The 13,652-nt window shown below is 61.5% G+C and carries 11 protein-coding genes; 8 read left to right on the top strand and 3 right to left on the bottom strand.

Annotation, left to right across the window (positions count from 1 at the left end; all coding sequences use genetic code 11):
• The coding region (locus M6D32_RS21360) for a cbb3-type cytochrome c oxidase subunit I (RefSeq protein ID WP_298259954.1) at positions 1-1,494 on the bottom strand (1,494 nt) is incomplete at its 3' end.
• Positions 1,484-2,323, bottom strand: coding sequence for a cytochrome ubiquinol oxidase subunit II (locus M6D32_RS21355; RefSeq protein ID WP_298259952.1), 840 nt, complete (start codon positions 2,321-2,323; stop codon positions 1,484-1,486). The genes M6D32_RS21360 and M6D32_RS21355, both read right to left, overlap by 11 nt.
• 346 nt (positions 2,324-2,669) lie before the next feature.
• Here M6D32_RS21355 and M6D32_RS21350 point away from each other — a divergent pair, with 346 nt between their 5' ends.
• Both M6D32_RS21350 and M6D32_RS21345 read left to right on the top strand, forming a co-directional pair.
• Complete coding sequence (locus M6D32_RS21350; RefSeq protein ID WP_298259958.1) at positions 2,670-2,855, top strand: hypothetical protein; 186 nt, start codon at positions 2,670-2,672, stop codon at positions 2,853-2,855.
• On the top strand, positions 2,852-4,078 hold the full coding sequence (locus M6D32_RS21345) for an MFS transporter (protein WP_298259950.1): 1,227 nt from the start codon (positions 2,852-2,854) through the stop codon (positions 4,076-4,078). Before M6D32_RS21350 ends, M6D32_RS21345 begins: the two co-directional genes overlap by 4 nt.
• On the opposite strand, the gene M6D32_RS21340 is transcribed toward M6D32_RS21345, so the two are convergent.
• A complete protein-coding gene (locus M6D32_RS21340) occupies positions 4,075-4,698 on the bottom strand; it encodes a TetR/AcrR family transcriptional regulator (protein ID WP_298259948.1) in 624 nt (207 codons plus the stop codon). The genes M6D32_RS21345 and M6D32_RS21340 overlap by 4 nt on opposite strands.
• A 151-nt stretch (positions 4,699-4,849) precedes the next feature.
• Between M6D32_RS21340 and M6D32_RS21335 the strand changes: the two genes are divergently transcribed.
• From M6D32_RS21335 to M6D32_RS21310, 6 genes are all read left to right on the top strand, one after another.
• Entirely contained in the window at positions 4,850-6,049 is a 1,200-nt protein-coding gene (locus M6D32_RS21335) for an HlyD family secretion protein (RefSeq protein ID WP_298259946.1), read from the top strand.
• Complete coding sequence (locus tag M6D32_RS21330) at positions 6,046-7,620, top strand: DHA2 family efflux MFS transporter permease subunit (protein ID WP_298259944.1); 1,575 nt, start codon at positions 6,046-6,048, stop codon at positions 7,618-7,620. Before M6D32_RS21335 ends, M6D32_RS21330 begins: the two co-directional genes overlap by 4 nt.
• Positions 7,620-9,152, top strand: a complete 1,533-nt coding sequence (locus tag M6D32_RS21325) for an efflux transporter outer membrane subunit (protein ID WP_298259942.1) — start codon at positions 7,620-7,622, stop codon at positions 9,150-9,152. The genes M6D32_RS21330 and M6D32_RS21325 overlap by 1 nt, the downstream gene beginning before the upstream one ends.
• Positions 9,153-9,343: 191 nt before the next feature.
• Positions 9,344-11,512 (top strand): carboxypeptidase regulatory-like domain-containing protein, encoded by a 2,169-nt coding sequence (locus M6D32_RS21320; RefSeq protein ID WP_298259939.1) that lies wholly within the window; start codon positions 9,344-9,346, stop codon positions 11,510-11,512.
• Between the two features lie 208 nt (positions 11,513-11,720).
• The gene (locus tag M6D32_RS21315; RefSeq protein WP_298259937.1) at positions 11,721-12,497 is read left to right on the top strand and encodes a DUF2927 domain-containing protein; all 777 of its coding nucleotides are present in this window, start codon (positions 11,721-11,723) and stop codon (positions 12,495-12,497) included.
• Positions 12,498-12,622: 125 nt separating this feature from the next.
• The gene (locus M6D32_RS21310) at positions 12,623-13,645 is read left to right on the top strand and encodes an LLM class flavin-dependent oxidoreductase (RefSeq protein WP_298259935.1); all 1,023 of its coding nucleotides are present in this window, start codon (positions 12,623-12,625) and stop codon (positions 13,643-13,645) included.
• Positions 13,646-13,652: the final 7 nt, after the last annotated feature.

Below are 13,652 nucleotides of genomic sequence, written 5' to 3'. Positions count from 1 at the left end.
TCCGGCGATCATGACCCACGGCCGCCAGGCCGCGACGTCATAGTGCTGCAATCGGCGCGTCATCCCCAACAAGCCAGCGACATAGAGCGGCACGAAGGTCACATAGAAGCCGATCAGGTTGCACCAGAAGGTGACTTTCCCCCAGCCTTCATGCAGCCGGAATCCAAAGGCTTTCGGGAACCAGTAGGTGATGCCGGCGAAGCCGGCGAACAACACGCCGCCGATGATGACATTGTGAAAGTGCGCGATCAGAAACATGCTGTTGTGCAGAAGGAAGTCCGCCGGCGGCACGGCAACGAGGACACCGGTCAGCCCGCCGATGATGAACGTCACCATGAATCCGATCGACCACATCATCGGCGTCGCAAAGCGGATGCGGCCGCCATACATCGTGAACAGCCAGTTGTAGATCTTCACCCCGGTCGGCACCGCGATGATCATGCTGGCGATGCCGAAGATGGCGTTGACGTTGGGTCCTGCGCCCATGGAGAAGAAGTGATGCAGCCAGACGCAGAAGGAGATGATGCAGATCGCCATGGTCGCCATCACCATGGAGCGGTAACCAAACAGCGGCTTGCCGGAAAACGTCGGCACAATTTCCGAATAGATGCCGAAAGCCGGCAGCACCAGGATGTAGACCTCGGGATGTCCCCACGCCCAGATCAGGTTCATGAACATCATGACATTGCCGCCGGCTTCATTGGTGAAGAAATGGAAGCCGAGATAGCGGTCGAGGATCAGCATCGCCAGCGTCGCGGTCAGAATCGGAAACGCCGCGATGATCAGGAGGTTCGAGGCGAGCGTGGTCCAGCAGAAAATCGTCATGCGCAGATAGTCCATGCCCTTGGTGCGCAGCTTGAGCACGGTGGTAACGAGATTGATCCCCGCCACCAGGGTCCCGACCCCGGAAATCTCGAGCGACCACAAATAGTAGTCGACGCCGACGCCGGGCGAATAGGTCAGTTCGGACAGTGGCGGATAAGGCAGCCAGCCGGTGCGCGCGAATTCGCCGACCACGAGCGAGACGTTGACAAGCAACGCGCCGGTCGCGGTGAGCCAGAAGCCGACCGAGTTGAGCGTCGGAAATGCGACGTCGCGGACGCCGAGTTGCAGCGGCACCACGAAATTCATCAATCCGATCACGAACGGCATGCCGACGAAGAAGATCATGATGGTGCCGTGCGCAGAGAAGATCTGGTTGTAGTGCTCCGGCGGCAGGTAACCTTGCGAATGGAGGGCGACCGTCTGCTGCGCACGCATCATGATGGCGTCGCTGCCGCCGCGCAGCAGCATCACCAGCGCCAGCAAGCAGTACATCACGCCGATCCGCTTGTGGTCGACGCTCGTGATCCATTCGTGCCAGATATAGGGCAGATGGCCTGCGATGATGACCCACGCGATCACCGCGATTATCACGATCAACACGGCCGCGCCCACGAACAGCGGAATCGGTTGATCGAAGGGGATGGCGGCCCAGGTTAATTTACCTAACACTGGCTGCTCCACTTTCAGGTTTCGGCTTCGCCGGATTATCGGCGATTTCCGGCCCGGGCCCCGGCGGAATGCGCTGGGTCGCAATGTCGTCGAACAACCTGGGGTCAGGCAGCCGATAGGTCGGCCGGCCGGTCTCGACCGATTGCTGCGCCAATTGCTTGTAGGCGTCGGCGTTCAGCTCCTTGCCGCTTTTCGCGGTGGCTTCAACCCAATTGGGGAAATCGAGCGGCGAAATGACATGGACGTCGAACATCATCCCGGGAAAGCCGTCGCCGGAAAAATGCGCCGACAGCCCCTGGTAATTGCCCTCCTGGTCGGCACGCAGGTTGAGATGCGTGACCATGCCGTTCATGGTGTAGATCATGCTGCCGAGCTGCGGGACAAAAAACACGTTCATCACGCTTGACGATGTCAGCTCCAGTTGCAGCGGCGCGCCGACCGGCACCGTCAGCGAATTCACGGTTGCGACGCGCTGGTCCGGATAGATGAAGAGCCACTTCCAGTCGAGCGAGACGACCTGGACGCGGACCGGGCTTCCGGTGCCAGGGACCGGTTCCCTTGGATCGAGCTGATGCGAGCCGATCCAGGCGACGCCGCCGAGCAGGATGATGGTGAGCGTCGGGATCGACCAGACCACGAGCTCGATCCGGCCGGAATGGGCGAAGTCGGGAAGGTGTTGCGCGCGCGGATTGGACGCTCGAAACCAGTAGGCAAAGGCAAAGATCGCGATGATCGTCGGCACCACGATCGCCAGCATGATCGCGATGGAATCGATCAGGATGGCCTTGTCGGCCGCCGCAACAGGACCCTGTGGATCAAGAATGTTCATCGGCACACAATAATCCGTCCGGCAAATCGGTGCCGGCGGGTTAGGTTCCTGCCACCGGCCGCATTGTTCTGGCCGAACAAGTCCGGGTCAAGTCCCAATTCGTCGGTCCCTTCATCCGTACCGTCAACCACGTCATCTGATGGTAACAGAAGGCCCATCGGCTGCCCGATCCGGCTTCATCTCCGGGCTTTGTCTTTTCGTTCGGTCGGGTTTGCTTCCTGTTGCCGATGAAACTTCTGCCGCCGCTCGGCTTTGATTTCATGCATCGAAAGCGACAGTTGGAGAACTCCCGATGGCCGATCGAGAGAATGGGACCGCCAAAAAGCAAACCAAGCGCAGTTGGCAGATCTATGATGAGAACCGGCGATGGCGCCCGCAGGTCGACGATGGGCGCCCCCGTCAGTCCGAGGACGATCAACAGCGCGAACAGTTCGGCCCGCGCGGCGTACTCGGCAAACCGGACCCGGCGAAAATGGTCCCGCAACGGCGAAAGAAGACGCCAACCGACTTTGATCCCGGTCACACCGCTTGAAAGCGGAGCAAAGTCAAAGCCGGAGGCAAGTTCAAAGCGGGAAAAGACGGCTCTGGCCCCTCCTCGCTGTCAATTTCTTCATGGCCGACATGCAGTCCGGCATCGGGCCTTTCGTCGGCGTCTTCCTGGCGGAGCGCGGATGGGCCACCGGGTTGATCGGCACCGCCATGACGATCGGCAATATCGCGGGCATGCTGATCACGACCCCCATCGGCGGCTTTATCGATACGACAGACCATAAACGGGCAATGATTATCGTGCCCGGCGCAGCCGTGGTCGCGGCATCCTCGATCATTCTCCTCTCGCAGAATTTCTGGGCTGTCGCCATTTCGCAGGTAGCGACCGCGATCGCGGGTGCGGCGATCGTCCCCGCGGTGACCGGCATCACGCTCGGCATGGTCGGTCAGAAAGGCTTCAATCGCCAGAACGGCCGTAACCAGGCTTTCAATCACGCGGGCAACATGCTCGGCGCGGCGGCGTCGGGGCTTCTGGGCTGGCGGTTTGGCTACTTCTGGGTGTTCATGCTCGCCGCGCTGTTCGGGGCCATCACGGTTGCCTGCGTCTTCATGATTTCACCCGCATTGATCAACAACCGCGCCGCGCGCGGTAGCAAGGAGGACGATCCGGACCACCAGCCGAGCGGACTGACGGTGGTGTTGAAACACAAGCCCTTGGTGGTGCTGGCGGCGGCGCTTGCCTTTTATCAGTTGGGCAGTGCACCGATCGTGACACTCTACGGGCTGTCGGCGGTCAGCAGCAAATTGGCCAACGGCCCCAGCTTTGTCGCCACCATCATCGTCATCGCGCAAGGCACGATGATCGTTTCATCCGTGATCGGCATGCGCGTCGCCGAGAAGCGCAATTATTGGTGGATCATGCTGGTGGCGTTTCTGGTACTGCCATTGCGCGGGCTGTCCGCCTTCCTTCTGTCGGGATGGTGGGGCGTCGTTCCGGTTGAAATCCTCGACGGCATCGGCGCCGGATTGCTCAGCGTCGCCGTCCCCGCCATGGTCGCGCGGTCGCTCAATTCAACCGGCCGCGTCAATCTCGGACAAGGCGCCGTGATCACGATCCAGGGCGCAGGCGCCGCGGTGAGCCCGGCGCTCACCGGCTGGATCGCGCAATGGATGGGTTATTCGCCGACTTTTCTGATCTGCGGTGGAATGGGCGTCGTGGCGGCTGCGATCTGGATTTCGATGCGAAGTGCGATCAGGCATCTCTAGTTGAACTTCGCCATGAACATCGAGACCGCCGCTTCGACGTGACGGGTGATTTCCTTCTCGGTCGGCGGCTTCCAGTCCGATAGAACCAGACGGCGCAGATGAAACTGCGAAACCACCGCGCCGAGAAAAAGCTGAGCTGCTACCGTCGGGTCGTCGCAATGCAGTTCGCCTCGCATGCAAGCTTCCGCCAGATATTGCGTGAGCCGCTCGACCGTGAGCCCGGGCCCGCGCGCATAAAAGAGATCGCCGAACTCCGGCGAGCGCGCCGCTTCCGTCACCACCGTTCTGAAGAGAAACGACTCCTCGCCCCTCGCGACGGTGCGAAGCAGGGTGACGCCAAGCGCTGTCAGCACCGTTTCCGGGCTGCCGCCGCGCGCCATCGGCGCGTCAGGTCCGGAAATCTGCCGGGCCTTGCGGCTGATGATCTCCGCAAACAACAGTTCCTTGCTTTCGAAGTGACGGTAGAGCGTTTCCTTCGATGCCCCGGCGCACTCGGCAATCATCTGCATCGTGGTGTCGGCGAAGCCGCGCTCCAAAAACATTTTCTCAGCGACGTCAATTAGTTCGCCGCGCCGCCGCTCGCCGCGAGGAACCTTTCGAATGACTGCGCTTTTGGGCATGGCAGTGGTCCGATTCCCTTGGGTTGGGGCGACCCTTGTCTCTAAACGAACCTTCAGGTACGGTTATATCCCGGGCCTCACTCAGGTGGCAAGAATTAAAGACTGATAAACTAAAGGCCGACGGGTTTGATGGTTCAAGGGATCGCGCCCTATGTCCGTAGAGGAAGTTGAGACGACGCCCCGCTCGCCGGGACGGCCCAACGCCGAGCGTTCCGACGAAGCATCGCCGGCGGCGAAGCCTGACGCCGGAAAGGCGGCGCCCGCCGGCAATGGCAACGCGGCTCCCGCAGCGTCTTCCCGCGAGGAGAGGCGAGCGAAGCGGCGGCCCAAGGTCTTCCTCATCGGCGGCATCGTGATTCTGCTGCTTGTCATCGGCGGCGTCTATTACTGGCTGACCACGCGCAATATCGAGGAAACCGACGACGCCTATACCGACGGCCGCGCCATCACCATCGCGCCGCAAGTCGCTGGCGTCGTGGTCTCGCTCGACGTCAACGACAACCAGTACGTCAAGAAAGGCCAGCCGCTGATCCATATCGATCCGCGTCAGTACAAGATCGATCGCGAGCAGGCCGAAGGCGCGCTGGCGACCGCCAAAGCGCAATACCGCGGACAGCAATACGGGCTGGACGTCGCGAAAAAGAATTTTCCAGCGCAGCTCGAGGTCGCCAAGGCCCAGCTCGAACAGGCACAGGCGACAAAAGCCAGAACCCAGGCCGACTACGATCGTCAGAAGGCGCTGCCGAAGGCCGCGACCTCGCAGCAGGATATCGACGCGGCGCAAGCTGCGTTGAAGCAGGCGGAAGCGCAGGTGGCGCTGGCGGATGCGCAAGTGACGCAGAACTCGCCCGTTCCGGAGCGGATCGCCGAGACGGACGCGCAGGTCGGCCAGCTCAAGGGTCAGGTCGAGCAGGCGCAGGCGAAGCTCGACCAGGCCGATCTCAACCTGTCGTGGGCCTTGGTCACGGCCCCGCAAGACGGCTGGATCACCAAGCGCAACGTCGAAAAAGGCAACTACGTCGCGCCGGGGCAGCAGATCTTTTCCATCGTCGCGCCCGAAGTCTGGATCACCGCCAATTTCAAGGAAAACCAGCTCGTCGACATGCGGCCCGGCCAGCATGTCAGCATCAAGGTCGATGCCTATCCGCATCTGCGCCTCGAAGGGCATGTCGACAGCATCCAGCTCGGCTCGGGCTCGAAGTTCACCGCCTTCCCGCCCGAGAACGCCACCGGCAATTTCATCAAGATCGTTCAGCGCGTGCCGGTGAAGATCGTCATCGACAAGGGACTTGATCCCAATATTCCACTGCCGCTTGGAATTTCCGTCGAGCCGACGGTCACGGTGCGATGAGCGACACCAGCCACGAGGAGCCATGGAAACCGCAATATAGTCCATGGCTGATCGCGGTGATCGTCACGAGCGCCGCGTTCATGGAGATCCTGGACACCACGATCGTGAACGTGGCGCTGCCGCATATTGCCGGCAGCCTCTCTTCCAGCAACGACGAAGCCACCTGGGCGCTCACTTCCTATCTCGTCGCCAACGGCATCGTGCTGACGATCTCCGGCTGGCTCGGCGACATCCTCGGCCGCAAGCGCTACTTCATCATCTGCATCGTGATGTTTACGGTCTGCTCGTTTCTGTGCGGCATCGCGCAGAGCCTCGGCCAGCTCATTCTATTCCGCCTCATGCAGGGCTTCTTCGGCGGCGGCCTGCAACCGAACCAGCAATCGATCATCCTGGATTATTTTCCGCCGGCCAAACGCGGCGCGGCTTTCGGCGTCACCGCGATCGCCACCGTCGTCGCGCCGGTGCTGGGCCCGACCCTCGGCGGGTTGATCACCGATCATTTCACCTGGCGCTGGATCTTCTTCATCAACATCCCCGTCGGCCTCGTCGCATCCTTCCTGGTCTCGGTTCTGGTCGAGGATCCGCCGTGGGAAAAGAACCGCCGCAACCGCGGCATGGATTTCATCGGCCTCGGGCTGATCGCCATCGGTCTCGGCTCCCTCGAAATCATGATGGATCGCGGCGAGGATGCCGACTGGTTCAATTCCACCTTCATCTGCGTGATGGCGCTGCTCGCGTTCCTTGGCATCCTCGGCGCGATCGGCTGGCTCCTGATCGCCAGGAAGCCGATCGTCGACCTCGCGGTGTTTGCCGACCGGAACTTTGCCAGCGGATGCGTCATGATCGGCGCCACCGGCGGCATTCTTTACGCCAGCGCAGTCCTGATACCGCAATTCGCCCAGACCGTTTTGATGTACAATGCGACCTGGGCCGGGATGATTCTGTCGCCGGGAGGCATTGCGGTCATCATTCTCATCCCGTTCGTCGGCCGCCTGATGACCAAGGTGCAGACTCGCTACATCATTGCAACCGGCTTCACCATCATCGGCTGCGCGCTGGTCTATTCGAGCACGCTCGTTCCGGACATCGATTTCAAGACGCTGGTCTCGATGCGGACCTTCCAGTCGGCCGGGCTCGCCTTCCTCTTTGTACCGATCTCGACGGTCGCCTACACGACGCTGCCGCGGGAGCTCAACAGCGATGGCGCGGCGCTGTTTGCGATGTTTCGCAACATCTTCGGATCGATCGGCATTGCGCTGGCAACCTCGCAAGTCACCCAGCGCGCCCAGACCCACCAAAGCTACCTGTCGCAATGGACCACGCCGTTCAACCAGTCCTATCAGTCGCTGATCGCGCAATACGAACAGACGCTGCGCTCGATGGGCCGTGTCGGCGCCGCGGCGCATGATGCGGCGGTCGGGAAAGTCTACCAGGTATTGCGGACCCAGGCCGCCATTCTCAGCTATCGGGATGTCTTCCTTTATTGCGCGATCGTGGCCTTTCTGATTGTACCCCTATGCTTCCTGCTGTCGCCGAAAACCGGCGGCATGCGGGCCGGAGGGGGCCACTGATGTCGAAGGTCCCGCGCTGGCGCGACGGCGTGTTCGCCGCGATGGCGATGCTGCTTGGCGGCTGCACGTTCGGGCCCAACTTCGTCGAACCGGACTCGCACCTGAGCGATGCCAGGAACTTCAATGGTCAGCCGATTGGCGATGCCCATCTGCCGGCGCCGACCGATCCGACCTGGTGGAAGATCTTCGGCGATCCGACGCTGACCAATCTCGAAAGCCGCATCGCGGACGCCAATCTCGACGTGCGCACCGCCGCGATCCGCATTGCCGAAAGCCGCTTCCAGCGCGGCGTCGCCGCGGCCCCGGAGCTTCCCGGCATCAATGGCGACGCCAAATATCAGCGCGAACTCTTTAGCCAGAACGGCATCATCAGTTTGCTCGGCCCCCTGCTCGGCCCTGCGGGGGGCAACATCGCGCCGATCAACGAGTACACAATCGGTGCTGACATGTCCTGGGAGCTCGATCTCTGGGGCCGCGTACGCCGGCAGGTCGAGGCCGCCGACGCGCAAGTGACCGAGGCCGAAGATCGCCGGCGCGATGCGCTGGTCTCGAGTCTCGCCGAGCTCGCGCGCAATTACATCCAGCTGCGCGGCACCCAGGAGCAGATCCGGATTGCCGAAAACAATGTCAGGGTCGATCGCGACATTCTGCAACTGGCGCAGCAGCTGCAACAGAAAGGCGTGCGCAGCGGTCTCGATGCCGAAAACGCGGCCGCACAGGTTGAAGGCATTCGCGCGCAACTGCCGACCCTGCAGCAGCAGGAGATCCTGTATCAGAACGCAGTCGCGCTGTTGCTCGATCTGCCGCCGTCCTCGCTCAACGGCGAACTCGGTTCATGGCGTCCAATGAAGCTGCCGCCGCATGTCCCTCTGGGGCTGCCGTCGGAACTGGCGCGCCGCCGGCCCGATATCCGCCAGGCCGAAGACCAGCTGCATGAGGCGACCGCCAATATCGGCGTCGCGATCGCCTCGTTCTATCCGAAATTCCAGCTCAACGGGCAGGTCGTGCTGGACTCGCTTCAGTTCAACAAGTTGTTCAAACCAAGCTCGCTGCAATACAACGCCGGCCCCAGCGTGACCTTGCCGATCTTCGACGGCTTCCGGCTGAAGAACATGCTGCTTCTGAACGAGACACAGCAGGCAGAAGCCGCGCTGACCTACCACAAGACAGTGCTGCAAGCCTGGCATGAGGTCGTCAATGCGCTGGCGGCGCTGCGGCTCGAACAGATCCGCCGCGCGCGGCTGCGCGCCCAGCTCGACCATACGCGCGCGGCGCTCGATCTCTCTCGTTCCCGCTACAATGACGGCGTCGCCGACTTCCTGACCGTGCTCGATGCCGAGCGCAACCTCGTGCAAAACGAGCAGCAATATGCGACGAGCACGACCAACGTCGCGCTCGATCTGGTCACGCTGTTCAAGGCGCTCGGCGGCGGCTGGGAGCAGGCGATGCCTGATATTCCGAAGCCGATGGTCGTTCAGGTCAAACAGACCGTGACGACCAGCCCTGCGACGACCGATCCCGCGCCGCACTAAAACGCGCATCCGTTTTCGCTTACCCATAAAATTATGACGCCCGCTTTTCACCATGTGAGAACGGGCGAAATGTTTTCCCAAAATGTCCACTCGACAAGGCCGGCGCTTTGGCCGAAATATCGCGCGTGAAAAGGCCGCGCGCCGTCACCAACGCGGCCCGCGGGATACGTTCTGTTTTTAAGGAAAATCTGATGAAGCTTACTCAATGGTTCGCCGCAGGCGTGAGCGCGTTCGCGTTGCTCCATGGTGGCAGCGCGATGGCGGCCAAGATCGACATCTCCGCCCATGACATCGGCGGACAGGTGATCGGCGAAAAGGGTCCGGAAGCCGGCGTCTGGGTCATCGCCGAGACCAAGGACCTGCCGACCAAATATGCGAAGATCGTCGTTACCGACGACCAGGGCCGCTTCGTGATTCCCGAACTGCCGGACGCGAACTACAAGGTCTGGGTTCGCGGCTATGGCCTGACCGACAGCACGCAAATCGATTCACGCCCGGGCAAGCTTCTCGATTTCAAGGTCAGGCCCGCCGCCACCGCTGCCGCCGACGCGCAGCATTATCCCGGCATGTACTGGTATTCCTTGCTCAACATTCCCGCAGCGAACGAATTTCCCGGCACCGGCGCCAAGGGCAACAAGATGCCGGACACGATGAAGAGCCAGGCGCAGTTCGTCGACACCGTCAAGAACATGTGCCAGTCCTGCCATGCCCTTGGCTCGCGCGGCATCCGCGAAGTGCCGAAATTCTTCATGGATCAGGCGAACGGCGACTCGCAGATGGCGTGGGCGATGCGCACGCAAGCCGGTCAGGCCCAGGCATACATGGCGACCGCGATCAACAGCATCGGGCCAGACAAGGTCTATGACGTGTTTTCCAACTGGACCGACCGGATCGCCAAGGGCGAGCTGCCGTTCGACAAGCCTTCGCGGCCGAAAGGCATCGAGCGCAATGTCGTTTACACCGAGTGGGACTGGGCTTCGCCGACCCATTACCAGCACGACGCGATCTCGACCGACAAGCGCAACCCGCACCTCAACGCGAACGGCCTGATCTACGGATCGCCGGAAGAGAGCACCGACCTCATTCCGACGCTCGACCCGGTCAAGAACGTCGCCTCCACGATCACGGAGCCCTACCTCGATCCCAAGATGCCCGGATCGGCCGACGCGCCGCACGGCACCTCGGCCTATTGGGGCGACGAGACGATCTGGGACGGCCACACCTCCATCCACAACGTGATGATGGACGAGCAGGGCAAGGTCTGGTTCACAGCCAAGCTGCGACCGCCGGCCAATCCGGACTACTGCAAGCAGGGTTCAAGCCTTCCCTCCGCCAAGGCCGATCCGCAAGGAACCGCGGCGCGCGAACTGTCGCGTTTCGATCCCGCGACCGGCAAGTGGGACCTGATCAACACCTGCTTCTCGACCCATCACCTTTATTTCGGACACGACGCCAACGACACCTTGTGGATGAGCGCGGGCGGTCCGGGCGCGGGCGGCGGCATCGTCGGCTGGCTCAACGTGAAGAAATTCCGCGAGACGCATGACGCCGTCGCCTCGCAGGGGTGGACCGCGCTCGTCATCGACACCAACGGCAACGGCAAGCGCGACGATTATGTCGGAGCCAAGGATCCGGTTGATCCGAAGAAGGACAAGCGCATCGCCGCTTCGTTCTACGGCATCATGCTGAGCCCGGTGGACAATTCGATCTGGGGCCAGGCGATGGATCGCGGCTTCTCGCGCATCGATCAGCCCGGCTACATCATCCGCCTGACGCCGGGCTCCGATCCGGCCAACACGGCGCTGGCGGAAGTGTATCAACCGCCGGAGGGCACCTTCGGTCCGCGCGGCATCGATATCGGGCTCGACGGCGTGGTCTGGACCGCGCTGTCGAGCGGCCAGCTCGCGAGCTTCGACCGCATGCGCTGCAAGGGTCGGCTCAACGGCCCGACCACGGCCGAAGGCAAGCAGTGTCCGGAAGGCTGGCACGTCTACCGCTTGCCCGGGCCGCAGTTCAAAGGACTCGATCCCACGGGCAGCGCCAACCACGCTTATTATGTGTGGGTTGACCGCTATAATATCCTGGGCCTCGGCAAGAACGTACCGATCGCGGAAGCCAATGGCGCGGAATCGCTGCTCGCGCTGGTCGACGGCAAGTTCATCAATATGCGCATGCCCTACCCGCTCGGCTTCTTCACCAAGAATGTCGACGGCCGGATCGACGACGAGTCGAAGGGCTGGAAGGGCCGCGGCCTCTGGACCACCTCGGGCACCCGCGCCAATTTCCACAGCGAAGGCGGCAAAGAGGCCTATCCCAAGGTGTTCAAGGTGCAGTTGCGGCCCGACCCGCTCGCGCACTGAACACTTTTCGCGACGTCTCCCCTCATCCTGAGGAGCCGCGCGAGCGGCGTCTCGAAGGATGAGGCCAAGATCGAGGCCTCATGGTTCTCCTGGCGACGCGAAGCGTCGTCCAGAGACGGCGCATTCGCGCCTCCTTACCATGAGGGTCGACGAGTCGGGGTGGCAAATTGGAGAGAAAAATGGAACACTCTCAAAAGGAGGTTCTATCGTGCTCGCTTCCCTGTCCTCTCGGCGGAGCTTTTTTCAGAGGTGCAGCGTCGCGGTAATTCGCGCCACACTTTCGTTGCTCGCCGTATTGGCTGTCAGTGCTGATGCTGGAGCCCAGTATCGCGAACCGCTACAGCTTTCAAATGAAGAGCTACTCCATGGCTTGGACCAATACGCTTTCGCTCCATTTGGCAGCAAAACTGAGGGTTATCTCGTAAGATGGAAGGGTGATATTCGAATCGGCATCACGAACGGTGGTGGCTATGTGCGTGGGATGGCGGGTTTCATGGCTAAGGAAATCGCGATCATACGGGAGCTGACGCATCTAGATGTCAAGTTTGTGGATAAACAGGCAAACGTGGGTATGGTGTTTACCGATGGCACCCAAGCCGACTTCGAAAAATACAAGGGTCTACTAATTCAATTAGCTCTAGATGAAAACGCTCAAACTGCGTTGTACAAAAGTCTCGTCGGAGGCGGGTTGCCTTGCGTGGGAAAGATTCTTGTCTCGAACAAAAAAGAAATAGCTTTCTATTTATTTTTCGTTTCTGCGCAAGCGCAGGATCAAAGCAAGCTCAAGCAATGTGTCTTCCGCGAGTTGATGAGGAGTCTTGGTTTACTCCATTTCAATGTCCCGAATCCGGTATCCCAGGACGATCTTGATAAGTTGCGGAATACTGCGCATGCGCTACTCGCATTTTTGTATCAGAATGACGTTCCCGCCGGTCTTAGCCGCAGCGAGGTAGTCAAGATACTGGCGGCGCATGCTTCGAAATAAGTTGGGCTCAATTAATACGCAGGGTAGCTAAGGCTAAAGAAAATGCTCGCGCTTTCGTGCTTCCTTTTGGGGGGGGTCGACGAGACGGGGTAGCAAAACGACACCGGCGTCACTAGATTGCCCGGATGAAAAAGATCGGCTTTCTCTCGTTCGGACACTGGAATCCCTCGTCGCAATCGCAGGCCCGCTCGGCCGCTGACGTGCTGCTGCAATCCATCGACCTCGCCGTCGCGGCCGAGGAGCTTGGGGCGGACGGTGCTTACTTTCGCGTCCATCACTTCGCGCGCCAGCTCGCCTCGCCCTTCCCGCTGCTTGCCGCGGTCGGCGCCAGAACCAGCAAGATCGAGATCGGCACCGCCGTGATCGACATGCGCTACGAGAACCCGCTCTACATGATCGAGGACGCCGGCAGCGCCGACTTGATCGCGCGCGGGCGCTTGCAACTCGGCATCAGCCGCGGCTCGCCCGAGCAGGTGATCGATGGCTGGCGCTATTTCGGCTATCAGCCCACCGAAGGCCAGGACGATGCCGCCATGGGCCGCCGCCACGCGGAGGTGTTTCTGGATTTGCTCGCCGGCAAAGGCTTTGCGCAACCGAATCCGCGGCCGATGTTTCCGAATCCGCCGGGGTTGTTGCGCCTCGAGCCGCATTCGGCGGGATTGCGCGAGCGCATCTGGTGGGGCGCCGGCTCCGACGCCACCGCGGTCTGGGCCGCAAAGCTCGGCATGAACCTGCAGAGTTCGACGCTCAAGAACGACGAGACCGGCGAGCCGTTTCACGTCCAGCAGGCGAAGCAAATCCGCAGCTTTCGCGCAGCCTGGAAAGAGGCCGGTCACACCCGCGAGCCGCGCGTCTCGGTCAGCCGCAGCATTTTCGCGCTGGTTGACGATCGCGACCGCGCCTATTTCGGCCATGAGGGCGAAGGGCAGGACCAGGTCGGCTTCATCGACGCGAGCACGCGCGCCATCTTCGGCCGCAGCTACGCCGCCGAGCCGGACGTGCTGATCGAGCAGCTCAGGCAGGACGAGGCGATCGCGGAAGCCGACACACTGCTGCTCACCGTGCCTAACCAGCTCGGCGTCGCTTACAACGTCCATGTGATCCAGGCCATACTTGGCCACGTCGCACCCGCGCTAGGATGGCGTTGAAGTCCGG

The sequence above is a fragment of the Bradyrhizobium sp. genome, assembly GCF_027307225.1.
GTDB lineage: Bacteria > Pseudomonadota > Alphaproteobacteria > Rhizobiales > Xanthobacteraceae > Bradyrhizobium.
This window is presented reverse-complemented; position numbering and strand designations above follow the sequence as displayed.

What these genes read in the sequence shown, in the direction of transcription:
- M6D32_RS21320 (WP_298259939.1), top strand. Translation starts at nt 9,344, where the DNA reads ATGAAGCTTACTCAATGGTTCGCCGCAGGCGTGAGCGCGTTCGCGTTG.
- M6D32_RS21340 (WP_298259948.1), bottom strand. Translation starts at nt 4,698, where the DNA reads ATGCCCAAAAGCGCAGTCATTCGAAAGGTTCCTCGCGGCGAGCGGCGG.
- M6D32_RS21355 (WP_298259952.1), bottom strand. Translation starts at nt 2,323, where the DNA reads ATGAACATTCTTGATCCACAGGGTCCTGTTGCGGCGGCCGACAAGGCC.
- M6D32_RS21310 (WP_298259935.1), top strand. Translation starts at nt 12,623, where the DNA reads ATGAAAAAGATCGGCTTTCTCTCGTTCGGACACTGGAATCCCTCGTCG.
- M6D32_RS21325 (WP_298259942.1), top strand. Translation starts at nt 7,620, where the DNA reads ATGTCGAAGGTCCCGCGCTGGCGCGACGGCGTGTTCGCCGCGATGGCG.
- M6D32_RS21335 (WP_298259946.1), top strand. Translation starts at nt 4,850, where the DNA reads ATGTCCGTAGAGGAAGTTGAGACGACGCCCCGCTCGCCGGGACGGCCC.
- M6D32_RS21330 (WP_298259944.1), top strand. Translation starts at nt 6,046, where the DNA reads ATGAGCGACACCAGCCACGAGGAGCCATGGAAACCGCAATATAGTCCA.